The organism is Pseudomonas abieticivorans (assembly GCF_023509015.1).
Taxonomy (GTDB): Bacteria; Pseudomonadota; Gammaproteobacteria; order Pseudomonadales; family Pseudomonadaceae; genus Aquipseudomonas; species Aquipseudomonas abieticivorans.
This window is the reverse complement of record NZ_CP094975.1, coordinates 225,601-248,730: the sequence shown is the minus strand read 5'-3', so window position 1 is coordinate 248,730 and position 23,130 is coordinate 225,601. Positions and strand designations below refer to the sequence as shown.

Here is a 23,130-nt window from a genome sequence, read left to right as displayed (position 1 = left end):
ATCAAGGTCGGGTCGCGGTTTGCATCGTGCCCAGCAGGTCGTGGGAGCGTTTGATCACGTACTGGTGGATCAGCTCGACCTGCTCGGGCGTCAGCTCTTCGGCGAACGACGGCATGCCGTCGGGCACCCGGGCGCCGTAGACGATGCCCAGGAACATCTGGTGGTTTTCCTTGCTGAGCATGCGCAGGTCCGGCAGCACGCCGCCGCTGATCGCGTTGATGCCGTGGCAGGTGTCGCAGTGGCCATTGAACAGCGCGCGGCCCTGGTCGACCTGGGCGATGGTGCCGGTGAAGGGAGGTGGGTCGACCTTGTGGTCGGCGTATTTGTACTTCAGGTCCGGCAGCTTGGCCGTGCCGCCAATCTTGTAGGTCAGCACCTGGGCGTTGGGCTTTACCCCGGCCTTGAGCGACAGGGCGCCAGCAAAGGTGGAAAACGCGCCGCCCCAGCCGGCCATGAACGTCACGTACTGCTCGCCGTTCACCTCATAAGTCACGGGGCCGGCCATCACCCCGGTGTTGGCCGGTTGCTCCCAGAGCAGTTTGCCCTTGTCAGCCGAGTAGGCCACCACGCGGCCATCGGCCGTGCCTTCGAACAGTAAATTGCCGGCGGTGCTCAGGGTGCCGCCGTTGAAGATGGTCGAGTAGGGCACCTCCCAGCGCGCCTCCTGCTTGAGCGGGTCCCAGGCGATCAGCTTGCCGGTCCAGGTGTCGGCCAGCTTGCGCAGGCCTTCGGGGTCTTCGGGCATCATCCCGGTGTTGACCTGCAACTGGTACATGCTCTTGAATTTCTTGCGCGGGTGGCCATCGACGTCCTGGTACAGCGCCGACATGATGTGGGCGGGGATGTACACAAGGCCGGTGGCCGGGTTATACGACATTGGCTGCCAGTCGTGGGCGCCCCAGAAGGCCGGCTGAACCAGCTTGGCCTTGCGCTCGGGGTCGGTCCAGTACACGGCGGCCTTCTCGTCCACCATTGGCCGGCCGGTCTGCATGTCCACGCCGGTGGCCCAGTTGATCGGCACGATGTTCTTGGCCGACAACAGCTCGCCGGTGGCGCGGTCGATCACGTAGAAAAACCCATTCTTGGGTGATTGCATCAGCACTTGGCGCGGCTTGCCGTCGATCACCAGGTCAGCCAGCATGATGTGCGCGGTGGCGGTGAAGTCCCAGGCGTCACCCGGTGTCGTCTGGTAGTGCCACACGTACTCGCCGGTGTCCGGGTTGATGGCCACGATGGAAGACAAAAACAGGTTGTCGCCCTTGCCTTCGGAGCGCAGCCTGGGGTTCCACGAGGAGGCGTTGCCCACGCCGATGTACAAGAGGTTGAGCTTGGGGTCGTAGGACATCGAGTCCCAGACCGTGCCGCCGCCACCCTGTTCGACGAACTTGTCGCCGAACCAGGTCTTGGCGGCGATCGCCATGGCCTTGTTTTCCGGCGGCAGCTTGGGATCGCCGGGCACAGTGAAGAAGCGCCAGTCCTGCTTGCCGGTCTCGGCGTCGTAGGCGGTGATATAGCCACGCACGCCATACTCGGCGCCGCCGTTGCCGATGATCACCCGGCCTTTGACGATGCGCGGCGCACCGGTGATGGTGATACTGCGGCTGGGGTCCGAACGGGTATCGACCGACCACACGCGCTGGCCGGTCTTGGCGTCGATGGCTTCCAGGCGGCCGTCCAGCACGCCGACGTATACCTTGCCGTTCCACACCGCCACGCCGCGGTTTACCGCATCGCAGCAGGCTTCGCCGGCACGGCTGCGGTCAGACTTGGGGTCGTACTTCCACAGCAGCGTGCCGTCACGCGCATCCAGCGCATAGACGATGGAGAACGGCCCGGTGGTGTACATCACCCCATCCACCACGATGGGCGTGGCTTCCACGCCCCGGTCGATGTCCAGCTTGTAGCTCCAGGCCAGGCCCAGCTTGCCGACGTTGGCGTCGTTGATCTGTTTGAGCGGGCTGAAACGCTGTTCGTCATAGGTGCGGCCGGTGCTCATCCAGTTGCCGGGCTCGCTGTCGGCGGCACTGATGCGCGCGCCGTCGACATTGGCCGGGGTCTGGGCAAAGGCACTGAAGGTTGAACCGGCGCCCAGCCCAAGGGCAATCAGTAGCGCGGTGGTGAGGGGGGCGGTTCCAGGCTGAGGGTGGTGCAACGAATGCCGCCAAAGGCCCATTGGTTTCATGGTCGGATCTCCCGTTCTTATTAGGCTCTGTACGAAATGTGTTCCAGCGAAGGCCAGGCAAGGCGAAAACAGGCGAGGGAGCGGAGTTGACTGGTTGTCAATGAGCATTCCGAGCCTGTTTTCAACGCAGCATGGCCGAGCTGGGATACATTTCGTACAGAGCTAGTGGCCGCAGCAGGTGCTGGTGGCCAACAGATAAGAGCAAGGGCTGTGCCAGGGGGCGGGGGCCAGGTATTGCGGGGGGAAGGGCGCCTTGGGGGCGCGGACACCTGTCGCGGCGTTGCGCCGAATGTCGCAAGAATGGGACAGGTGTCGCAATGGCTGGCGATGGCCCGTAGGAGCGGATTCATCCGCGAAAGGGTCGGCGCGGTATGCCTGATACACCGCCGTATGGCCTTCGCGGATGAATCCGCTCCTACAGGACGGGGGCGCCTCAGGGGCGCAGCAACACCTTGCCCTTGCGCCCAGGCTGCAAGCTGGCGGCCGCCGCTTTGGCCGAATCCGCCAGGTCGTACACCGCTTCCACCGGCAGTTTCAGCTCGCCACTGGCCGCCAGGCCCAACAACTCGCCGAACAGCCGGCGCTTGTCTTCGGGCGTCAGCGCGGCGCTGGCCTTGGTGCCCCAGAAGCCCTTGACGATAGCCTGCTTGAAGATCAGGTCACCCGAAGAAATCTGCATCGGCTCGGAGGCCATCGCACCGAACGACACCAGCACGCCGCCGTCGCCCAGCAAGGCCAATAGCTCGCCACTGGCCTGGCCGCCCACCGAGTCCACGGCCGCCAGGATCGGTGCGTCGCCGACGATGGCGCGGACTTTTTCCTGCCAGCCGCTTTGCGCGGTAGACACGGCATTCTGGATGCCCAACGCGCTCAACTCGGCCACGCCGGCATCACGGCGCACCAGGTTGACGGTGTTTACCCCACGTGCTGCGGCCAGCATCGCCAGGGTCTTGCCGACCGCGCCGTTGGCGGTGTTCTGGACGATCCAGGCGCCACGTTCCACCTCCAGGAATTCGAGCAGCATCAGCGCGCTGAGCGGCATGGCGATCAGTTGCGCGGCGGTTTCATCGGCGATGGCCGGCGGCAGAGGCACCAGCAATTTCGCCGGGGCTATGAAGTACTCAGCCCAGGTGCCGTGCACGCCGGCGACGGCAAAGCGTTGGCCCACAGGCACGCCCTCGACGCCCTCACCCAGCGCATCGACCACCCCCACTGCCTCGCTGCCACCGATGGCCGGCAGTTCGGGCTTGTAGCCGTACTGGCCGCGCACGGTCCACAAGTCATGGTTGTGAATGGGCGAGAGCACGGTCTTGATCCGCACTTGGCCTGGGCCCGGTTGCGGCACGGGGCTCTCACCCAGGGTCAGGACGTCGGCCGGTTCGCCGAAAACGCTGTGCACGGTGCTACGCATGTGAGGCTCCTTGTGAGGATGACGGGCAGTCAAGCAAATGGCCGGTAGCGGCCAAGGATTGGTGCAGCGGTGTCTTGTTGCGTGAAAGTTTGGCCAGCAGGGCGGCGCCCAGCCACATCTGGTACAGCACTTGGGCCAGGGCTTGCGGTTCTGCACCGGGTGGCAACGAGCCGTCTTCACGGCCTTCGCGCACGGCAGCGGCGATGCGCGCCACCAGGGCGGTGACACCATCGTCGAGCACGCGGCGCATGTCTTCGGACAGGTCGGCCACCTCGGCGGCCAGCTTCACCACCAGGCAGTCCTCGGCCCAGCCGCCGGTGTCGGGGTCGTCGATCCAGGCATGCCAGTAGCGCATCAGGCGCTCGCGGCCAGTGCCTGTGTGCACGGCGAACAGCGCGTTCAGGCGCAGCCGGTAATCGGCGACGTACTGCTCCAGCAGCGCGCAGCCGAAGGCTTCCTTGGACGGGAAGTAGTGGTAGAACGAGCCTTTGGGCACGCCGCAGGTCTTGAGGATTTCGAGTAGGCCGACCCCGGCAAAGCCCTTGTGCAACACCAGTTGGCGACCGGTGTCGAGAATGTGTTGGCGGGTGGCTTCAGCTTTCTTGGTCAGGTTCATGGGGGTGATTATGCATGAAACAGACCGGTCGTCTAGTTCTGGGGTCGCACAAGGGTGTGTGCTTATGCAGGGTAATCACGGGCGCTGATTCAAGAACTCGCCAATGCGCCCTTCATCGCCAAGCACCCCCTGATCAAATAGCCCGGGGGGTACTTCGGTCTTGGCGCCGGAGAAGGGCGGGTACGCGCAGCGAAACAGTTACGGTGTCAGGCCAGTGCGGCGATGACCTGGACCTCGATCCGGTAGTGCTTTTTTGCCATGGGCGCTTGCACGCAGACCCGCACGGGGGCGTCGACGTCGGCCAACCAAGCGTCCCACACCTGGTTCATGGCGGCGTAGTCTGCCATGTCAGCCAGCCAGATCTGCGCCGACAGCAATTGCCCCTTGTGGGTGGCGGCCTTGGCCAGCAAGGCGTCGATTTTGTCGAAGACGTCCTGCGCTTGCGCGCTGATGTCGCCCTCGCTCAATTGCGAGACTTGGCCTGCCAGGTAGGCCGTGTCGTGGTGGATGACGATTTCGCTGAAGCGTGCGGTAGTGCCGATTCGGTGGAGTGAAGCGCTCATGTGCAGATCCATTTCGGTTTCATAAGAAGATTCAGTTGTTGTCGCTCAAGCCCGCGCCAGCGCCTTGCAGACGCGAGGCCTCAGAGGCCGGCACATAGGTGCGCTCGGCCAGGCTTTCCAGGTAGCTCAGGTCTTGCTCGGCCACCTGGGCAAGGGGGCCTTGCAGTGCATCGGTTTCATTGAATGGCCCGGCCATCGCCGTGCAGCGCACGGGGGCGGCGCTGTACAGCAAGGTTTTTTCAGCCATGTTCAGGAACGCCTTGCCGTGGCGATCAAAGCCTGCGCTGCCGCCTGGCCAGCAAAGCTTAAGGGGCACCTGCAGGCGTTTGGCCGCGGCACTGACGAAGGGCATCAGCAACGGCGGGCAGGCGACTTCGCACAGGCTGATTTCCCCCGTTGTGGCCAGCAAGTAGGCGTGGTCGCCCAGTGTTGCGCCGGCAATCACCGGGCACATCGGCAGGGTGGCGGCCTGCCAGGCCCCTTCACCGATCACCGGTGCCAGCGCCTGCCAGGCCAGGCCATCATTGCGGCGCAGTTGTGCCGCCAGCAGGCCAGGGCCTTCCAGGCCATGGGCGCTAAGCCAGCGCGCGGCCTTGCCGGCTTCTTCGGCCAGGCCCCAGGACAGCCCGGCACCGCGCGCGGCCTTTTTGCACAGGCTTTCGATTTCATTCAACGAGAGGGTCATGGGCATGCTCCAGGTTTGCGAGGCTGGGGTAGGACCAGTCGTCAGCCGGTACCTGGCTCAACTCATGGGGGAAGGGGGCGTTTTGGTACATGTTGATGCGCACCCAGCGATCCGAACGCGGGTCGAACTGGGTGGAACCGAAGAATGAAAGCTTGCAGCGCAGCAGGTCGATCGGCAGCAGCGTCCGGGCGATCAGGTTGTCCTGGATGTCGGCATACGGGTGGCTGGCCGCCAACTGCACGCGCCTGACCGCATGGCGATGCTCGGGGTGGGCCAGGAGGAACGTCGCCACGCGGTCTTGGTCGTTGAAAAGGGCCAACGCCTGTTGCAGGTGGGCAATGTCCCGAGCCACCGCCAAGGGCTGCTCAAGGGCCTGGCCCGGTTCGGCATAGCGTTGCCCCAGGCGCGGTTCGAGTTTTTCCTGGGACACGTACCAGAACAGCGCCTGGTTGTGCTCGGCAGTGAAATCGATATCGGCCACCCAGGCATAGTGAGCGCCAAGCGCATCACGCAACGCCCCAACGCGCAGGCTGCCGTCGAGGGTGAAGGTCAGCGACTCGTCGGCCTGCATGGTGTCGCCCAGCTCATCGACCAGGTGCCCATAGGGTTCGATCAGCAGGGACACCACTTGCTCTTGCCCCTCCAGCGTCAACGTCTGCTCGGCCCAGCGATACAGTTCATCCCACGGATAGTCGCGTTGCAGAACACCCCCGTCGATGCGCTGCATCAGTTGCTTGAAGTCCTGCTGCAAGCCGTTGATGCGCAGGCCTTGCAGTTCGTGTGCGCTATGCCAGTGCAGGGCATCCGCCTGGGCGCGGTGCACGAAGTCGACAAATCGCGAGCACTCGGCTGCCGTGGGCCTTTGCACAGCACGCACGCGTAGCAAGGCGGTTTCCTTGGCCCGTACCCAGTTGTTCAGCAGCACCGGGTGGTTCAACAGGAAGGGCGCCATGCCCAGCCCCGTGGAGTTACCCATGCCAAAGCGACGTCGCAGCGCCCCTTGCAGAGTGACTGCGGTCTCTGGCGAGCGGGCCTGCGCCAGGTGCTCGACCAGGTCGACGGTGAATGCCCTGATCAAAAAAACCGTGAGCATTTCGGCCTGGAAGGGCGCGGCCAGTTCCGGGCGCAGGGCGATGCGCTCGCGGTCGGCGGCGCCGAATTTTCCACTGCCGTAGACGGCGGTGGTGCGCATCAGGTAACCGACCTCATCGACAGCGGCGCGATCGGGTTGGCGACCTTCGGCAAGTACCTGCACGACATGATCGAACAAGCGGACCGAACGGTTGGCTCGCGCCAGGCACAGCTCGCTGGAGGTAATACGGCCGGCTTCCTGTTTCGGCACATTGGCCTCCAGGCGGTCCAGGTCGGCCGCCTGCGGGATGCCGTCGAACAGCGCGAAAGTGGCGTCCCAGGCGGTGGCAATCACCCGGTCCGAGCGCAACGCGGGGTCCAGGTCGTGGGCAAAGGCCACCAGGCTGTAAGCCCTTTGCGGCCCTTGGGCCACGTACACGGCGCGGCCGACGCCCTGCGCGTTGATCGTCCACAGCGGGCGCTGGAACTGCCACTGCTCGCGCTTGAGGCGGCGCAGCAATTGGCGCATGAAGGACAGTCGCGACTGATGGAAAGCGCCCAGGCGAGCAGCCTTCATGACGGTGGCGGGTGCGCGCAGTTCCATTCAGATCACCCCTTGGTCACGGGCCATTTGCCGAGCGATGCGCACGGCATCCCAGACAGAGGGCAAGATCAGCAATGACACCGGCACTGCGGTGATCACAATGAACGACTGCAGCGCGCTGACCCCACCTTGGCCCAGGGTGATCAGGGTGGCCCCGACCAGGCCCATGCCAGCGGCCCAGAACACCCGCAACCAGGTCGGCGACTCGCCGGGCTGGGTGCTGATGGCCATGGCCACGGTGTACGACATGGACCCTGCGCTGGTGACCACCGAGAAGAAGCTCAAAAACAGAAACAGCGCCGAGATCAGGTTAGGCAAAGGCATGGCCTGGGCCACGCCCAACAGCAGGGCCTCAGGCTGGGTGCCATGGCTGATCACGCTGCCCGGCGACTGCAATTCGAGGCCGATGCCGGTGCCACCGACCAGGGTGAACCACACCATGGTGATCAGCGGCGCCGCCACCGACAGCAGGCCCACGACTTCGCGAATGCTGCGGCCGCGGGACACCCTGGCCACGTAGATCGCCATCATCGGCGCATAACCAATGAACCATCCCCAATAAAACAGCGTCCAGCCATTGAGCCACTTGCTGTCGTCGCGATACAGGGCCGTCTGGAAAAAGTGCGTCACGTGCTGGGCCAGGCCTTGCACGTAGGTTTGGCTGAGAAACAGCGTGGGCCCGAAGATGAACAGAAACGCCGCCAACCCCAGCATCAGCCACACGTGGACCTTACTGACCAGGCGCAGCCCGCCCAGCCCGATCACGCACGACAGGGTGTAGATCGTGGTCACGGCCAGAATGACCATGGCCTGGGTGGTGATGGTGTCGGGCACGCCCCACACCGAGTGCAGCACGAACGCGATCTGCAAGCCCAGGAAACCCACCGGCCCGATGGTGCCGGCCACCACCGCGATGATCGCCGAGGCGTCGGCCAGCACGGCGATGGGCCCCTTCAGCGCCCGCTCGCCGAGCAATGGGTAGAGCAGGGTGCGCGGCATCAGCGGCAGGTTTTTCTCATAGTGCAGGTACATGTACACCACCGTCAGCAGGCTGCCCAGTACCGCCCAGGCCATGAAGCCCCAGTGCAGGAAAGACTGGGAAAGCGCGGCCACGGCGGCCGAATCAGTATGCGCCAGCGCGCCGAAGTAGGGCGGCGGGGAGATGAAATGCATCAAGGGCTCGGCCGCCGCCCAGAAGGCGCCACCGCCGGCCAGCAGCGCGCACATGATCATCGAGACCCAGTTGAAAGTGCTGATCGACGGCTTGCAGGTCACGCCACCGAGCTTGACCCGGCCAATGCGGGTAAAGCCGATGTACAGGCTGGAGGCAAAGGTCAGCAGCATCAGCACTTGCCAATACAGGCCGAAGAAATGGGTGCTCCAGGCAAACGCGCTATCGATGAGCGTGGACAAGGTTTTCAGGTCAATCAGGGCGATCACCAGGAACAGCAGGAAGAAGCCCCCGCTGATCCAGAAGGTTGACCAATCGAGCGAGCCAGGGCGTGTTTGGCCAGGCGCGTACACTTCAGGCCCCGCTTGGGCTTGGGTTGGGATTTCCATTGTGCCTCCGTCGAGCGTTGTCGATCGCTGATAATTGTTATGGGCAGATTTATTGTTGTTAGTGCCGAGCGATGGCCTCTGGCGGGCCTGACTTCGGGGCGTCTGGTGGCGCTATTACAGCGCCAGCGACGTGGGGTGATCCGTTGCTTGCTCGCAAGCCTTCGCGGGCTCGAAGCTTGTCTGGAAGAAGCGCAGCCAGTTGCCGCCCATCACTGCGGCCACCTCGGCGATGCCAAAGCCTGCCGCGCGCAAGCCCGACTCGACGTTGGCAAAGTCGCGGTTGTCGCGAAACCACTGCGGCGGGTCGGGGAAGCCGGGCTGCGCTTTGGAGCCCTCGCCGTAATCGATTTCGCGGGTCCAGCGGCCCACCCGCATCCAGTCGACCACGCTGTCGGGCTGGTCCTGGCACAGGTCCGAGCCCAGCCCCAGGTGGTCGATGCCGATCAGGTCGGCGGTGCGCGCTACCATGTCGCAGAAGCTTTGCAAAGTGCAGGCGCTTTTGTCCTTGAGGTGATGGGGGTACATGGAAAAACCGAACATGCCGCCGCTCTGCCCCAAGGCCTTGAGCACCTCGTCGGACTTGTTGCGCAGCGCCGGGTGCCAGAACGAGGGGTTGGCGTGGGTGATCGCGATCGGCCGCTCGGAGTGCTCGATCGCCTCAAGGGTGGAGCGGTCGGAGGAGTGGGACATGTCCACCACCAGCCCCACCCGGTTCATCTCGCGGACCACCTGCTTGCCCATGCGCGTGAGCCCCGGGTCTTCCTTTTCGTAGCAACCGGTGGCCAGCAGCGACTGGTTGTTGTAGGTCAGTTGCATGAAGCGTGCGCCCAGGGTATGCACGATTTCCACCAGGCCAATGTCGTCCTCGATAGGCGAAGGGTTCTGGAAGCCGAAGAAGATCGCGGTGCGCCCGGTTTGCCGGGCCAGGGCAACATCGCTGGCCCATTTGCCATGGAAGATCAGGTCGCCAAAGCGTTGGAACAGCAGGTTCCAGGCTTCGATATTGGCTACCGTTTCGCGGAAGGTTTCGTGGTAGGCGATGGTGACATGCACCGCGTCCACACCGCCTGCGCGCATCTGCCGGAAGATTTTTTCCGACCAGTTGCCGTATTGCATGGCGTCGATGCGTGGGCCGCGCGCAGCCAAGGGGAACGCCGGGTTCATAGCGGGGCTCCTGCGGCGATGTAGCCAGTCTTCACGTGGGTGTAAAACTCCACTGCCGAGCGGCCTTGTTCGCGGGGGCCGTAACTGGAGTCGCCGCGGCCGCCGAAGGGCACGTGGTAGTCGGTGCCGGCGGTGGGCAGGTTGACCATCACGCAACCGACCTTGGCGTTGCGGCGAAAGTGGCTGGCGCGGGCCAGCGATCGGGTCATGATCCCGGCGGTCAGGCCAAAGCGGGTGTCGTTGACCAACGTCAGCGCCTCTTCGTAGCTACCGGCCTTGATCACGCAGGCGATGGGGGCGAACAGTTCCTCGCGGTTGATGCGCATGCCGTTGTGTGTGCCGACGAACAACGCCGGTGCCATGTAGTCGGCCTGGAGTTGCCCGTTCCATGGCGTTGCCGCCGACGAGTAATTCGCCACCCTCTTGGCGCCCCAATTGAACGTAGGCCAAGTTGGCCTGCAGTTGCTCGGTGCTGGCCACCGGGCCGATCTGCGTGCCGGCTTCCAGGGCGTGGCCCACCTTCAGTGCCTGGGTGGCGGCAGCGAGTTTTTCGACGAAGGCATCGTGGATGTGTTCGTGCACGATCAACCGCGAGGAGGCCGTGCACTTCTGGCCGGTGCCGCCGAAGGCACCGTTGAGTGCGCAGGCCACGGCCAGGTCCAGGTCGGCATCGTCCATCACCGCCAGGGCGTTCTTGGAGCCCATCTCCAGTTGCACCCGGGTCAGGTTGGCCGCCGCGCTCGCCGCAATGCCTTTGCCCACGGGAACAGAGCCGGTGAAGGAAATGGCGCGGATGCCCGGGTGCTCGATAAGCGCCTGGCCCACCTGCGAACCTGCTCCCATCACCAGGTTGAACAGCCCTTTGGGGATGTCCTGGCGGGCAATGATCTCGCTGAGGATCACCGCGCAGGCGGGGGTGAGGTTGGCTGGCTTCCAGACCACGGCATTGCCGAACGCCAACGCCGGGGCGATCTTCCAGCACGCGGTGGCCATGGGGAAGTTCCACGGCGAGATGATGGCGACCACGCCAACCGGTTCGCGGCGGATGTCGATCTCGATGCCGTCGCGCACCGAGTCAGCGGTTTCGCCCAATTGGCGCAGCGTTTCGGCCGCGTAATAGGTGAAGAACTGGCCGGCCCGGTACACCTCGCCAACCCCTTCGGCCTGGGGTTTGCCTTCCTCACGCGACAACACCTGGCCGATTTCGCCAGAGCGTTTCATCAGTTCCTGACCGATGGCCATCAACACCTTGTAGCGCTGCTCCAGGCCCGTGCAGGCCCAGCGCTTTTGCGCGCCTTGGGCGGCTTCGATGGCCCGTTCCAGTTGTGCGGCAGAGGCCTGGGCGTACAGGCCGATGACCTCGCGAGTATCGGAAGGGTTGCGGTTTTCTATCTCGCGCTCGCCGGTTACCCACTCACCGGCAATGTAGTTCGAATGGCTGTTGCTCATAACATTCTCCTGAACGGCAGGCCCGGGCAGGCACTGCTTCTACGTGTTCTGAAAGGATTATGAGCGGACGGTCATTTAAGTAAATCTAGTAAATTTTAACCTTTGTTAAGTATTATTTAAGCCTTGCCCTTGCCCGCAGGTTGTCCGTCATGACCATCAAAATCACTAATCTGCAGTTTTTCGTGGCGGTGGCCACCAGTCAGAACCTGACCCAGGCGGCGCAACGCGTGCATCGCACGCCAGCCGCCGTGTCGCTGTCGCTCAAGCAGTTGGAAGAGGAGTTGGGTGGGCCGTTGTTCGAGGGCGAGCGCAAGAACCAGCTCAGCCCGTTGGGCCGCTTCGTGTTGCAGGAAGCGCAACGTGAACTGAACCATTTCGAGAAAACCATCAGCACCATCAAAACCTACGCCAAGGCCGAGACGGGGCTGGTGCGTGTTGCCGCGGTGCCTTCGTTCGCCATCACGCTACTGCCGCCGCTGCTCAAGGCGTTCCACCAGCAGTACCCGCAGTTCCACCTGGACATCCGCGACATGGATTCGCAAAAGGTGGCCCAGGCGGTGTTGAGCGGCGAGGTGGACATCGGTATCGCCACCGTCCCGGCAAGCCTGCCCAATGTCAGCCAGGAGTTTCTGTTTGCCGATGCGTTTTGCCTGGTGTGCGCGGCCAGTCATCCCTTGTGTGCGTTAGGGCGGCCAGTGCGCTGGAGCGATCTGGAGGGGCAAACCTTCATCGACAGTGGCATGGGCGGGGCCATCAACGCGGCTGAATTCCGGCATATCCGGGACCAGTCGACACTGAGCGTGAGGAACACCACCTCGCTGCTGGCCTTGGTCGCGCAAGGGTTGGGCGTGACGCTGCTGCCCGAATTGCTCAGCCACTCGGCCAGCCAGCAATTGCGCTTTTTGCCCTTGGCAGACGAACGGATCATGCGCACGGTGAGCGTCATCACCCCGCCTCGGGACTCGCTCAACCATGCCTCTTATTTGTTTCTCAAAGCCTTGAAAGCCAGTCCGTTCCCACCGGTTTGAAGGCCTAGAAAAGAGCGTGGTGTCGGGAACCAACATTAATTATAATGAGTCTCATTTAAATTATTATCAGCCAGGGCTGCTTGACATGACTGACGCCGGCGCGCCGACCGACCACAGCCTGCAGGCCTTGTATCGCGACCATCGCAGTTGGCTGGAGCGTTGGTTGCAACGGCGCCTGGGCAATGCCTGGGACGCGGCGGACCTGAGCCAGGATACGTTCTTGCGAGTGCTGGCCAGCGCCCAGCAGCTCGACCAATTGCGCGAGCCGCGCGCCTACCTGTTGACCGTGGGCAAGCGCCTGCTCAGCAACTTCTACACCCGGCGCCAGCTGGAACAGGCCTACCTCGATGCCTTGGCGCAGTTGCCCGAAGACAGCGTGCCGTCGCCCGAGCAACGTTGGTTGTTGCTGGAAACCCTGCAGGCGCTGGACGAGTTGCTCGATGGTTTGCCGACCGCGGTGCGCCGGGCGTTTCTGTTGAGCCAGTTGGAAGGCCTGGGTTATCGGCAGATTGCCGAGCGCCTCAAGGTGTCCGAGCGCACCGTCAAACGCTACATGGCCCAGGCCTACGAGCACTGCTTGCTGGTGGCGCTGTGATGCGCGCTGCGCCGTCCAATGAGGCCCGCGAGGTGGCCCGCGCAGCCGCCCGGTGGCTAGCGCTGATGGAGTCGGGCGAGGCCTGTGAGAGCGATCATGCGCGCCTGCAGCAATGGCGCAGCAGCCACGACCGCCACGAGGCCGCCTGGCAAACAGCCCAAGGGTTGCGCCAACGCTTTAGCAGCCTGCCGACCGCCTTGGCGATGGCCACGCTGGACCGCCCGGACGTGGGCCGGCGTGGCGTGCTCAAGGGCGTGCTCGGCTGTGCCGTGCTGGTACCGGCAACTTGGTTGTTGAGCCGGCAGTTGCCGCTGGACGCTTGGCGCGCCGACCTGCACACCGCCACGGGCGAGCGCCGCCAGGTGCCATTGGCCGATGGCAGTTCACTGCAATTGAACACCGACAGCGCGGCCAACGTCGACCTGGCCATGGGGCAAGTGACCCTGGTACGCGGTGAAATGGCCCTCAAGGTACCGGGCCGCGAACCTTTGACCATTCAGGCACCGTACGGGCGCATCAATGTTAGCCAAGGCGAAGTCTGCGTGCGCCTGACCGGGCACGATTGCCAAGTGTCGGTGGTGAGTGGGGTGGTGCAGTTGCAACCGTTGATTGGCCCGGCGCTGGCGCTGCGCGAAGGCCAGCAGGTCAGTTTGCAGGCCGCCGGCGCCGGGCCTGTCAGCGCGTTCGATGCCTTGTTGCCAGGCTGGCGCGACGGCGTGCTGATGGCGCAGAACCAGCCACTGGGCGATTTTTTGCGCGAACTGGGCCGCTACCGGCCAGGCCTGTTGCGCTGGGAGCCTGCGCTTGAAGCCTTGCGGGTGACTGGCAGCTTCCGCCTGGACGACACCGATCGGGTGTTGGCCCTGCTGGCCGCCAGCCTGCCGCTGGCGGTGCAGTCGCGCACCCGCTACTGGGTCACGCTGGTGCCTCGAAAAAATATCACGTGAAGGCTGTCCCTTTTTTTCACCTCGCCGGTCATTCAAGGCATGTGAACAAAATACGAGAGCTTTTGCCCATGCCCGCAGTATCGCCTTGCCGTTTGCGCCCGTTGTTGCACTTGGGCCTGTTGATGAGCCTGAGTGCCAGCCCGCTGTTCATGTCCGCCAGTTGGGCCGAGGAGGGCGCCCGGCGTACTTATCAGGTGCCTGCCGGTAGCCTGGGCGCTGCCTTGACCCGGTTTGCAGGCTTGGCCGGGGTCAGCCTGTCGGTTGACCCGGCGTTGGTCAGCGGCCGCAACAGTGCCGGGCTTACCGGCGAATATGGCGTGCAAGAGGGGTTTGCGCGACTGTTGCAAGGCTCTGGCCTGCAGCTGCAACCGGTGGGTGAGCAAGCGTTTACCCTGACGCCGGTGCCCGACGCCAGCAGCCTGCAACTGCCGGCCACCTCGATCATGGGCGCCACCGCCGCCGATACCGACCCGGTCTATGCCGGTGGCCAAGTGGCCCGCGCCGGGAGCCAGGGCATGCTCGGCGAGCAGGATTTCATGGACAGCCCGTTCAGTGTCACCTCGTACACCCAGCAGGCGTTGAAAAATCAGCAGGCGCGCACCTTGGGTGATGCCGTGGCCGCCGACCCTTCCGTGCGCACCACCAACCCGGCCAGCGGGCGCTTCGAGCAGTTCACTGTGCGCGGCTTCAGCCTGTTCAACAGCGACGTGTCGTATGGCGGCCTGTACGGCATCCTGCCCACCTATGCCATCGACATGGAAATCGCCGAACGGGTGGACATCCTCAAGGGCCCGAGTGCGGTGCTGTCCGGCATTGCGCCACGGGGCAGCGTTGGCGGTGGCATCAACATCGTGCCCAAGCGCGCCACTGACCAACCCATCACCGAACTCACCGCCAGCTATGCGTCGGCCGGGCAGTTTGGCCAGGCCATCGATATCGGCCGGCGCTTTGGCGAAGGCCAGCGCTTTGGCGTGCGCTTCAACGGCGTGCGCCAGTCCGGTGACACCGAGTGGGACGACCAGTCGGTCAAGCGCGAAACCGGCGTACTGGGCCTGGACTGGCGCGAGGACCGCATGCGCCTGTCGCTGGACGTCGGCCATCAATATCGCCGTGCCGACGCGCCGCAGGAGCGCGTAGAACTGGCCCCCGGGGCCAAGGTACCGGACGCCTCGGACATTCATCACAACTTCGCCCAGCCTTGGACCTACGCGCAATCGAAAGACTCTTTCGGCGCCCTGCGCGGTGAGTTCGACGTGAATGAGTCGTTGATGGTGTACGCCGCCTACGGCGCGCGCAAAGGCAATTACGACTTCTTGCGCCATGGCATCCAGAGCACCCAGAGCAACGGCGACTTCACCTTGGTGCCGCGCACTTTTCGCCGTGACGAAGACGTGCAGACGGCTACCCTTGGCGCCCGCCAGTGGTTCAGCACCGGCGCGGTCAACCACACGCTCAACCTGAGCCTTAACCGCTTCGACATGGATTTCGACAACGCCGGCGAGCGTTACCTGCGCAGCATCGGCAACCTCTATAACCCGGTGGACGTGGCCTACCCAGGGCGGCCAAACCGCTTTGACACCAGCACCCACACCGAAGACCGTTTCACCAGCGTGGCCCTGGCAGACACCCTGGGCCTGTTCGATGATCGCCTGCTGGTGACCTTGGGCGCGCGCCTGCAGCGGGTGAAAGTCACCTCTTGGAGCAATGGTGTACGCGACGAGCCGGTGAACGACGAAAGCGCCACGTCACCGGCGCTGGGTGTGGTGTTCAAGGCCACCGAGCACGTGTCGCTGTACGCCAACTACGTCGAAGGCCTGACCCAGGGCGAAACCGCCCCTACCACCGCCAACAATGCCGACACGGTGTTCGCGCCCTACCGCAGCAAGCAGGGCGAGGTGGGCATCAAATATGATCACGGCAGCTTTGGCCTGACCGCCAGCTTGTTTCGCATCGAACAACCGGCCTACCAGTACGACGACCAGAACAACTTCAAACCCAACGGCAAACTGCGCAACCAGGGATTGGAACTGAACGTCTTCGGCGAGCCGTTGGAAGGGGTGCGCTTGTTGGGTGGGGTGATGTTCCTGGACAGCCAGCAGAGCCAGACCACCGATGGCGAATTCGACGGCAACCGTGGCACCGGTTCGCCGGTGGTCAACGCCAACTTGGGCGCCGAATGGGATATTCAAGGCGTGGAGGGCCTGACCTTGACTGCACGTGCCATCCACACCAGTTCCCAGTACCTGGACCCGGCCAACGAGCAGAAGATCGATGGCTGGGAGCGTTATGACTTGGGCGGGCGTTATGCCTTCAAGGTGGGCGAGCGGCCGGTGACGTTGCGCGCCTCGGTCGAGAACGTGTTGAACACCACCTACTGGGCGTCGGCGGCAACCTCCTCGGACAGTGCGGCGGGGTTGACGTTGTCCACGCCCAGGACGTGGTTGGTGTCGGCGACGGTTGGGTTCTGAGCCAGGCCACCCTGGCTCCGTTAGGGGGGGCACACTCGCCCATTCCAAAAGACAAATCGCATCGCCCCCATCGCAAGCAAGCTTGCTCCCACACTGATTTCATGGTGGTTGTTAGAGCCAGCTTGCTCCCACACTGATTTGAGTGGTGGTTGTGAGAGCCAGCTTGCTCCCACACTGATTTGAGTGGTGGTTGTGAGAGCCAGCTTGCTCCCACACTGATTTGAGTGGTTGTTAGAGCCAGCTTGCTCCCACACTGATTTGAGTGGTTGTTGTGAGAGCCAGCTTGCCCCCACACTGATTTGAGTGGTTGTTATGAGAGCCAGCTTGCCCCCACACTGATTTGAGTGGTTGTTGTGAGAGCCAGCTTGCCCCCACACTGATTTGAGTGGTTGTTGTGAGAGCCAGCTTGCCCCCACACTGATTTGAGTGGTGGTTATGAAAGCCAGCTTGCTCCCACTGATTTGAATGGTGGGCTGTGGGAGCAAGCTTGCTTGCGAAGAAAGCGACGCGGTTTACTTTTTAGCAGGGGCAGGTCGGCCGCGCGCACCCGGGTCTAGCGGCGACGCCGCCACACCAGCAGCAACCCAACCAACACCACCACCAGCGCCCCGATCATCCCATACCGTGCCAGCGCCACCAGCGGCGACACCGCGCCCCCCTGGCGCAATTGCGCCACCCGCTCGCTGCTGACCTGCCCTGCAGGGTTGCCAAACTGCCCCCTCAGGTAATTACCCAAGGTCGCTACCTGCGGGTCGGAGAGCAGGCTGCGAAACCCCGGCATATGAATATTCGGCTGATCCTCGGCCCGCTCGACGCCGTCCAGAATGGCCATCAGCATATTGTCAGGGTTGGCCTGGCCCAGCGCCGAGTTGTGGAACAGCGACGGCAGCGCCTTGTCTGCCGAGCCTGCGCCATTGGCCTGGTGGCATGACGCGCAGTAGGCGTCATACAACTGCGGGCCGGTCATCTGGTCGTGATCCTGGGGCAACGCAACGCCACGGATTTGCCCCAGGTAGTCGGCGGGCTGGCCCCAAGCGGTGGGCGGCTTGCTGACCCCAGGCGTGGCCACGGCGGGCAATTGCTTGAGCCACACCGCCAGCGCTTTCAGGTCAGGCTCCGACAAGTGCCGCAGGCTATGGTCGATGGCTTCGGCCATGGGCCCGGCGGCTTGCGCCTTGCCTTCGGCGTGCCCGGTTTTCAGGTAGGCCACCAACTCGTCCACCTGCCACGCGCCGACGCCGCTGTTGGCATCCGGGGTGATATTGGGCGCGTACCAGGTGCCCAGGCTGCTGCCTGCCAACGCTTGGCTGCCCACCTCGGCCATCAGCGCATTGCGCGGGGTGTGGCAGGTGCTGCAGTGGGCCAGTGCCTCGCCCAGGTAGGCGCCACGGTTCACCTCGGCGGTTTTGCTGGGGTCTGGCGTAAAGCGCTGGCCGTCGAGGAACAGCAGGTTCCAGCCGGCCATCGACAGGCGCACGTTGAACGGGAACGGCAGCCGGGTTTCAGCGGCCGCGACGTCCACCGGTTTCACCGACGCCATGAAGTAGGCATACATCGCCGCAATGTCGTCATCGGTGACCTTGGCGTACGAGGTGTACGGCATGGCCGGGTACAAGTGGGCACCGTCGGCGCGCACGCCCTCGCGCACGGCGCGGGCGAACTGGGCCTGGGTGTACTGGCCGATGCCCGCTGTTGTCGACGGGGTGATGTTGCTGGAGTAGATCGTGCCCAGCGGCGTGCTCATCGCCAGGCCCCCGGCGAAGGGTTTGCCGGCCGGGGCCGTGTGGCAGGCCACGCAGTCGGCCGCGGTGGCCAGGTAGCGCCCGCGTTCAACTTGCGCGTTGTCTGCGGCCAATGCGGTGTTGGCCGACAGCAAGGCCAGGGCCAGAATGTTCATGAGTCGAGTCATGGCTCAGCCCACCTTGATCATGTGATCGGCGGTGCGCAACGCCAGGGCCACGGCCGTCAGCGTGGAGTTGACCGTGTTGACCGTCGGCATCACCCCGGTACTGGCGATGAACAGGTTTTCGTGGTCGTGGGTGCGGCCAAACGCGTCCACCACCGAAGTTTTCGGGTCGCTGCCCATGCTCATGGTCCCGGTGATGTGCTGGTTGTTGCTGTACTTGCCGGCCGGGCTATGTTGCAGGTTGGTGCCGCCCATCAATCGCGCGATGTCTTCGTAGATGCGGCTGGACTCGACCATGCCGCGCTCCACGTAGGCGTCGATGGAGTAGCTGATGCGCGGGGTGGGGATGCCAAGCTTGTCTTTGCGCTCACTCAAGGTGACGCGGTTTTCCGGATTGGGCAGTTGTTCCAGCACGTTCTTGATGCTGACCTGGTGCGCTGCCAGGTGACGAATGCGCTGCTCCAGCTCCGTGCCGTAAACGCCTTGGGCGATCAAGGCTGCGGTGATCGAGGCCACGCGGCTGCTGTTGCTGATGTCCAGGCGAAAAGCTGAGTGTTGCGACCGGAAGTCGCCGTCGCGCATGCCCTGGATCGATGCCGGGCTCATGGGCCCGCGGCCCGGCCACAGCGGTTCGTCCACCTCGAAGGTGAGCGAGTTGCTGGGGTGGTCCATCAGGTTGCGGCCCACGGTGTCAGAGCTGTTGGCCAGGCCCTTGGGGTGCTTGTCGCTGGCCGACAGCAACAGCAGTTTCGGGCTTTCGATGCCGTTGGCTGCCAGGATGAACTGCTTGCCGGTGACCCGCGTGGAGCGTTTGTCCGGGTCGTAGAAATGCACCGCGACGATGCGGTCCTGGGCATCGTGCTCGATGCGGTAGACCACTGCATGGGTGATCAGGCGCACGCCGGATTTCTCGGCGGCGGCCGCCGCGATGCCGCCGTGGTACTGCGCATCGATCGGGCAGATCGGCATGCAATTATTGTTGCCACAGCAGGCCGGGCGGCCGTCATAGGTGCGGCTGTTGCGGGCGGTGGTGTTGGTGATCACGTCATAGCCGCCCCCCTTGAGGCGGTCGCGAAAACGCTGCTCCAGCCACGACATGGCCACCGGCTCCATCGGGAACGGTTGGCTGCGCGGCGAGCCATTGTTGACCGGGCCCGACACGCCCATCTTGATCTCGGCTTCGCAGTAGAACGGTTCCAGGTCGTTGTAGCTGATCGGCCAGTCACGCCCCACGCCGTATTTGCTCAGCAGCACGAAGTCGTTGGGCACCATGCGCCAGGCCTGCGCGGCCCAGTGCCAGGAGGTACCGCCGACCATGCGGATGTATTCGGCGGGGTAGGGGTAAGGCCCGGCTTGCTCGATGTAGCCGTTGTCGGTGGGCTTGTACATCGGGTGCGGCGCCCAGTCGGAGACGGGGTAGGGCGACATGAAGTCGCCTTTGCGCGGCGAGTTGCGAAAGTTCGCCACCAGGGTGCCACGGTCCACCCGTGGCCCGGCTTCCAGGATCAGCACCGAGGCGCCGCTCTGGGCCAGTTTTTGTGCGGCCAACGAGCCCACCACGCCGGAGCCGATGACGACGACGTCAGCGCTAAGTTGTTCGGCCATGTTCATTCTCCGGCAGGTTGTGCAGCCCACGAGCCGTATCCGCCAAAGGCGTAGCTCGGGGGTTTGAGTTGATCGTCGACCACGGCGTACATCAGGGTTTCCTCGTACGCGATGCAGCGGGCCTTGGCACCGTCACCGACGATGCCGGTGTACCAGGCCGTGACGATCTGCCGGGGCAGGCCTTTGAACGCGGCGTTTTCTGCGTCCAGCGCACCTTGCAGGGTGGCGGCCGTCAAGCTGCGCTGGGTGATGAACTGGTGCAGCGCCTGTACTTGATCGGCGAACGCCGGTGCATCGGCCAGCAGTGCGTCCAACAACCGTTGTGAAAGCGATGGGCTGAGCTGGGTGCGCCCGGTCAGTACCAGCGAAAGGTTAAGGAACGCGGCCTTGGCCGGCGTAAGGTCGGCCGCTTGCGCGGCATAGGCCAGGGGCGCCAGCTGGCTGCCAACGGCCCAGGTGCAGGCCAGCAGGCTGCCGGCGACAAAGGCACGGCGAGACAGCAGCGCACCCGTTGCGGCCGGGGCATTGTTTGGGGGGACAGGCATCAAGACCACTCTATGGCGGATTTATCGGCACGGTTCAAGCGGGCGATAGTGCCAAAAAGTGGCTGGTTTGACAACGAATTGATACGATATCGTACAACTTGGTGCGAAGATTGCCTGTAGGAACGGATTCATCCGCGAAGGCCACGCCGCAGTATGCCTGATTCACTGCGGTAAGCTTTTCGCGGATGTAGCCGCTCCTACAGGGGTGGCGTTGGGTTCAGAGGTGCATCGCCGCCAACCCGCCCAGCACCAGGCTCAAGCCGCCGGCGCCCAGCGCCAGTTTGCGCATCCACTCCTTGCGCGTAAGCAAGGTGATTGCCGCCAGCGAAATCCCCACCTGGATCGCCATCATCGCCTGGGCCCAGCGGTGGTGGGAGTGCAGCAGCCGCTCGGATTGCTCATCCCAGGCGCTGGCCTTTTCCTCCAGGGCCTCGGCCTTTTTGCGGGCCTCTTCCTTTTGCGCCTTGTAGCGCTCGGCCTCGGCGGTGTAATGCGCCGCGTCCATGCCAGGCATGTGGCTGGCCAGGTCCGCCAGGTTCTGCCGGCTGGATTTGGCCTGGTAGTAGTTCCACTGGTTCGCCGCTTCGGTCTTCTGGATGGCCGCGTTGTTCTTGTCCATGGCCGCTTCGCTTTCGCTGGAGCCTGCCTGGTAGCTGAGCAGGGCACCCACGGTGGCCATCACGGCAGTCATCACCGCGATTCTGCTGGCAAAGCTATCGCCGCTTTTATGGGCGTGTTCCACATGGTGTTCATGGGGGCTGGGGACTTCGAACGGCTCGGACATGGATGTTGCTCAACCTTCAGGAATAATCGCGCCGCGACGGGCGTTCAGCGGCGCGAATATAGGGCAAATCCATTCGATCGAATAGCAGCGGCCCTGGCCCTGAGGCAAATTTCATCCAACCGTCACACCCACTGCGACAGGGCAAAGGTCCACAGGCACACGTAGGCCAACAAGGCCAGGCTGTAGACCAGGGTGGTGCGCATGATCGAAGACTCGCCGCCCACCTGGCCCACCGCCGCGGCGGCGATGGCAATGGACTGCGGCGAGATCAACTTGGCCATCACCCCGCCGCTGGTATTGGCGGCCACTAACAGCGCGGGGCTGGTGCCGATTTGCGCGGCAGTCACTGCCTGCAAGTGGGCGAACAAGGTGTTGTTGTTGACCACGGAGCCGGTGATGAACACCCCCAGCCAGCCGATGATCGGTGCGATCAACGGGAACACCCGGCCGCTCTCGGCCAGCCCCAGGCCCATGGCCGATGAGCCGCCGGAATAATTGGCGATGTAGGCCACCGCCATCACCAGCGAGATCATGCTCAAGGGGCGCCAAAGCTCCACGACAGTGGTGCGCAGTTGCCCGGCCGCGGCGCCAAACGTGAGCCTGGGCGAGAGCAGGGTGGTTAGCAGCACCGCGATCAGGATGGCGCTGCCGGGTGCATTGATCAGGCCCACGTTCCACACGGCGGGCAAGGCGTGGGGCGTTTGCACGATGGGGGGCAGCTCCTCCACGGCCAGGTGCAGGGCCGGGATCGGCCAGCTCAACACGCTGGCGGCCAGCGGGCCCTGGGCACTGAACAAGGCTTTGAACGCCGGCAGGCTCCAGGTCAGGATCACGGCGGTGAGGATATAAAACGGCGACCACGCGGCGATCACTTGCCACAGCGTCCACGGCTTGCTGGCAACCGTGCTGGCGCCGGCTTCGCGGTAGATGTGCCGGGGTTTCCAGCATTGCATGAACAGCGCCAGGCTGCCCATGCACGCCAGCGGCGCGATGATGTCGGCCAGCTCCGGGCCCAGAAAGTACAGGGTCAGGGTTTGCAGGCCGCTGAACAACACGCCGATCAACAGCAGTACCGGCCAGGTTTCGCGCACACCGCGCCAACCGTCGAGCACGGCGATCAGCAGGGTGGGCACAAACAACGTCGACAACTGCACGATGGCGATCAGCATCAGCGACAGTTCATTGAGCGGCACGCCCCCTTGCAGCGCGCCCACCAACGTTGGAATGCCGATGGCGCCATAGGCCCCGGCCGCCGCGTTGGCGATCAGGCACAGCATCGCCGCCTTGATCGGTGCAAAGCCCAGTTGCACCAGCAATGCGGCGCAGATCGCAATGGGTACGCCGAAGCCTGCGGCGCCCTCAAGGAAGGCGCCAAAGCAGAAGGCGATCAAAATCACCTGGATGCGCTGGTCTTCGGAAATGACCGCGATACTGTCCTGAATGACCTCGAACTTGCCGCTTTTGACTGCCAACTTGTACAGCCACACCGCCATCAACACGATGTAGCCAATGGGCCACAGCCCACTGAGGATGCCCAGCAAAGCGGCGCCGAGTACTTTTTCCAGCGGCATGTGAAAACCAAACGCGGCCACGGCAAAAGCCAACACCAGGGTGATCAGCGCCGCCGTCAGGCCCTTGAGCTTGAGCAACGTCAACGCCAGCAGGAAAAACACAATGGGCACGGCGGCCAACAGCGCGGCCAGGTAGGGGTTGCCCACGGGGTCATAGATTTGTTGCCACATGAAAGCATCTTCCTGATCAGGGGTAGGGGCCCGGATCAGCTTAGCTGGGGATGGGGGCGGGGGTGTTGATCTGGGGCAACAACCCCTACCACCGTTCGAACGGCCTGCAGCGAACAGAAATTCGCCCACCGGCACCTTTTAAATCGTTAGCCTGCTTGCTGCCCGGCAGCCACCGCCGTATCTTTGCAGGCAGTCGTAAGCCTGG

At 63.9% G+C, this 23,130-nt stretch carries 17 protein-coding genes and 1 pseudogene; 4 read left to right on the top strand and 14 right to left on the bottom strand.

Translation table 11 applies throughout. The features are described 5' to 3' along the window. Nucleotide 1: 1 nt before the first annotated feature. From L9B60_RS01080 to L9B60_RS01040, 9 genes and pseudogenes are all read right to left on the bottom strand, one after another. Nucleotides 2-2,173: a PQQ-dependent dehydrogenase, methanol/ethanol family gene (locus L9B60_RS01080; protein WP_438866115.1), complete on the bottom strand. Its 2,172-nt coding sequence runs from the start codon at nucleotides 2,171-2,173 to the stop codon at nucleotides 2-4. 442 nt (nucleotides 2,174-2,615) lie between these two features. Next, complete coding sequence (locus L9B60_RS01075) at nucleotides 2,616-3,593, bottom strand: zinc-binding dehydrogenase (protein WP_249675249.1); 978 nt, start codon at nucleotides 3,591-3,593, stop codon at nucleotides 2,616-2,618. Next, the gene (locus tag L9B60_RS01070) at nucleotides 3,586-4,209 is read right to left on the bottom strand and encodes a TetR/AcrR family transcriptional regulator (RefSeq protein ID WP_249675247.1); all 624 of its coding nucleotides are present in this window, start codon (nucleotides 4,207-4,209) and stop codon (nucleotides 3,586-3,588) included. The genes L9B60_RS01075 and L9B60_RS01070 overlap by 8 nt, the downstream gene beginning before the upstream one ends. Before the next feature lie 206 nt (nucleotides 4,210-4,415). Further along, nucleotides 4,416-4,772, bottom strand: a complete 357-nt coding sequence (locus L9B60_RS01065; protein ID WP_249675245.1) for a RidA family protein — start codon at nucleotides 4,770-4,772, stop codon at nucleotides 4,416-4,418. Nucleotides 4,773-4,803: 31 nt separating this feature from the next. Next, nucleotides 4,804-5,457, bottom strand: coding sequence for a DUF3726 domain-containing protein (locus tag L9B60_RS01060; RefSeq protein ID WP_249675242.1), 654 nt, complete (start codon nucleotides 5,455-5,457; stop codon nucleotides 4,804-4,806). Further along, on the bottom strand, nucleotides 5,438-7,132 hold the full coding sequence (locus tag L9B60_RS01055; protein WP_249675240.1) for a hypothetical protein: 1,695 nt from the start codon (nucleotides 7,130-7,132) through the stop codon (nucleotides 5,438-5,440). Before L9B60_RS01055 ends, L9B60_RS01060 begins: the two co-directional genes overlap by 20 nt. Further along, nucleotides 7,133-8,692: a BCCT family transporter gene (locus L9B60_RS01050; protein WP_249675238.1), complete on the bottom strand. Its 1,560-nt coding sequence runs from the start codon at nucleotides 8,690-8,692 to the stop codon at nucleotides 7,133-7,135. A gap of 114 nt (nucleotides 8,693-8,806) precedes the next feature. Then, nucleotides 8,807-9,856 carry a membrane dipeptidase gene (locus tag L9B60_RS01045; RefSeq protein WP_249675236.1) on the bottom strand — a complete coding sequence of 350 codons (1,050 nt, stop codon included), beginning with the start codon at nucleotides 9,854-9,856 and terminating at the stop codon, nucleotides 8,807-8,809. Beyond that, nucleotides 9,853-11,305, bottom strand: a pseudogene (locus L9B60_RS01040) (aldehyde dehydrogenase family protein). Before L9B60_RS01040 ends, L9B60_RS01045 begins: the two are co-directional and overlap by 4 nt. A gap of 149 nt (nucleotides 11,306-11,454) precedes the next feature. On the opposite strand from L9B60_RS01040, the gene L9B60_RS01035 reads away from it, so the two are divergent. The 4 genes from L9B60_RS01035 (at nucleotide 11,455) to L9B60_RS01020 (ending at nucleotide 16,343) form a co-directional block, all read left to right on the top strand. Continuing rightward, nucleotides 11,455-12,333 carry a LysR family transcriptional regulator gene (locus L9B60_RS01035; protein WP_249675233.1) on the top strand — a complete coding sequence of 293 codons (879 nt, stop codon included), beginning with the start codon at nucleotides 11,455-11,457 and terminating at the stop codon, nucleotides 12,331-12,333. Between the two features lie 85 nt (nucleotides 12,334-12,418). Further along, nucleotides 12,419-12,928: a sigma-70 family RNA polymerase sigma factor gene (locus L9B60_RS01030; RefSeq protein ID WP_249675232.1), complete on the top strand. Its 510-nt coding sequence runs from the start codon at nucleotides 12,419-12,421 to the stop codon at nucleotides 12,926-12,928. Then, a complete protein-coding gene (locus tag L9B60_RS01025) occupies nucleotides 12,928-13,875 on the top strand; it encodes a FecR domain-containing protein (RefSeq protein WP_249675230.1) in 948 nt (315 codons plus the stop codon). Before L9B60_RS01030 ends, L9B60_RS01025 begins: the two co-directional genes overlap by 1 nt. A gap of 68 nt (nucleotides 13,876-13,943) precedes the next feature. Then, a complete protein-coding gene (locus L9B60_RS01020; RefSeq protein WP_249675228.1) occupies nucleotides 13,944-16,343 on the top strand; it encodes a TonB-dependent receptor in 2,400 nt (799 codons plus the stop codon). A 553-nt stretch (nucleotides 16,344-16,896) separates the two neighbouring features. Here L9B60_RS01020 and L9B60_RS01015 read toward each other — a convergent pair. The 5 genes from L9B60_RS01015 to L9B60_RS00995 all read right to left on the bottom strand — a co-directional run bounded on the left by L9B60_RS01015 (nucleotide 16,897) and on the right by L9B60_RS00995 (nucleotide 22,925). Beyond that, the gene (locus L9B60_RS01015; protein WP_249675226.1) at nucleotides 16,897-18,252 is read right to left on the bottom strand and encodes a cytochrome c; all 1,356 of its coding nucleotides are present in this window, start codon (nucleotides 18,250-18,252) and stop codon (nucleotides 16,897-16,899) included. Between the two features lie 3 nt (nucleotides 18,253-18,255). Beyond that, nucleotides 18,256-19,854, bottom strand: a complete 1,599-nt coding sequence (locus L9B60_RS01010) for a GMC family oxidoreductase (protein WP_249675224.1) — start codon at nucleotides 19,852-19,854, stop codon at nucleotides 18,256-18,258. Between the two features lie 2 nt (nucleotides 19,855-19,856). After that, on the bottom strand, nucleotides 19,857-20,399 hold the full coding sequence (locus tag L9B60_RS01005) for a sugar dehydrogenase complex small subunit (protein WP_249675222.1): 543 nt from the start codon (nucleotides 20,397-20,399) through the stop codon (nucleotides 19,857-19,859). A 217-nt stretch (nucleotides 20,400-20,616) separates the two neighbouring features. Next, complete coding sequence (locus L9B60_RS01000; RefSeq protein ID WP_249675220.1) at nucleotides 20,617-21,183, bottom strand: DUF4337 domain-containing protein; 567 nt, start codon at nucleotides 21,181-21,183, stop codon at nucleotides 20,617-20,619. Nucleotides 21,184-21,305: 122 nt separating this feature from the next. Continuing rightward, nucleotides 21,306-22,925: an L-lactate permease gene (locus L9B60_RS00995; RefSeq protein WP_249675217.1), complete on the bottom strand. Its 1,620-nt coding sequence runs from the start codon at nucleotides 22,923-22,925 to the stop codon at nucleotides 21,306-21,308. Nucleotides 22,926-23,130 lie beyond the last annotated feature (205 nt).

Excerpts from the sequence above, each read along its gene's own strand:
- L9B60_RS01080 (WP_438866115.1), bottom strand. The coding sequence starts at position 2,173 with ATGGGCCTTTGGCGGCATTCGTTGCACCACCCTCAGCCTGGAACCGCC.
- L9B60_RS01075 (WP_249675249.1), bottom strand. The coding sequence starts at position 3,593 with ATGCGTAGCACCGTGCACAGCGTTTTCGGCGAACCGGCCGACGTCCTG.
- L9B60_RS01070 (WP_249675247.1), bottom strand. The coding sequence starts at position 4,209 with ATGAACCTGACCAAGAAAGCTGAAGCCACCCGCCAACACATTCTCGAC.
- L9B60_RS01065 (WP_249675245.1), bottom strand. The coding sequence starts at position 4,772 with ATGAGCGCTTCACTCCACCGAATCGGCACTACCGCACGCTTCAGCGAA.
- L9B60_RS01060 (WP_249675242.1), bottom strand. The coding sequence starts at position 5,457 with ATGACCCTCTCGTTGAATGAAATCGAAAGCCTGTGCAAAAAGGCCGCG.
- L9B60_RS01055 (WP_249675240.1), bottom strand. The coding sequence starts at position 7,132 with ATGGAACTGCGCGCACCCGCCACCGTCATGAAGGCTGCTCGCCTGGGC.
- L9B60_RS01050 (WP_249675238.1), bottom strand. The coding sequence starts at position 8,692 with ATGGAAATCCCAACCCAAGCCCAAGCGGGGCCTGAAGTGTACGCGCCT.
- L9B60_RS01045 (WP_249675236.1), bottom strand. The coding sequence starts at position 9,856 with ATGAACCCGGCGTTCCCCTTGGCTGCGCGCGGCCCACGCATCGACGCC.
- L9B60_RS01035 (WP_249675233.1), top strand. The coding sequence starts at position 11,455 with ATGACCATCAAAATCACTAATCTGCAGTTTTTCGTGGCGGTGGCCACC.
- L9B60_RS01030 (WP_249675232.1), top strand. The coding sequence starts at position 12,419 with ATGACTGACGCCGGCGCGCCGACCGACCACAGCCTGCAGGCCTTGTAT.
- L9B60_RS01025 (WP_249675230.1), top strand. The coding sequence starts at position 12,928 with ATGCGCGCTGCGCCGTCCAATGAGGCCCGCGAGGTGGCCCGCGCAGCC.
- L9B60_RS01020 (WP_249675228.1), top strand. The coding sequence starts at position 13,944 with ATGCCCGCAGTATCGCCTTGCCGTTTGCGCCCGTTGTTGCACTTGGGC.
- L9B60_RS01015 (WP_249675226.1), bottom strand. The coding sequence starts at position 18,252 with ATGACTCGACTCATGAACATTCTGGCCCTGGCCTTGCTGTCGGCCAAC.
- L9B60_RS01010 (WP_249675224.1), bottom strand. The coding sequence starts at position 19,854 with ATGGCCGAACAACTTAGCGCTGACGTCGTCGTCATCGGCTCCGGCGTG.
- L9B60_RS01005 (WP_249675222.1), bottom strand. The coding sequence starts at position 20,399 with ATGCCTGTCCCCCCAAACAATGCCCCGGCCGCAACGGGTGCGCTGCTG.
- L9B60_RS01000 (WP_249675220.1), bottom strand. The coding sequence starts at position 21,183 with ATGTCCGAGCCGTTCGAAGTCCCCAGCCCCCATGAACACCATGTGGAA.
- L9B60_RS00995 (WP_249675217.1), bottom strand. The coding sequence starts at position 22,925 with ATGTGGCAACAAATCTATGACCCCGTGGGCAACCCCTACCTGGCCGCG.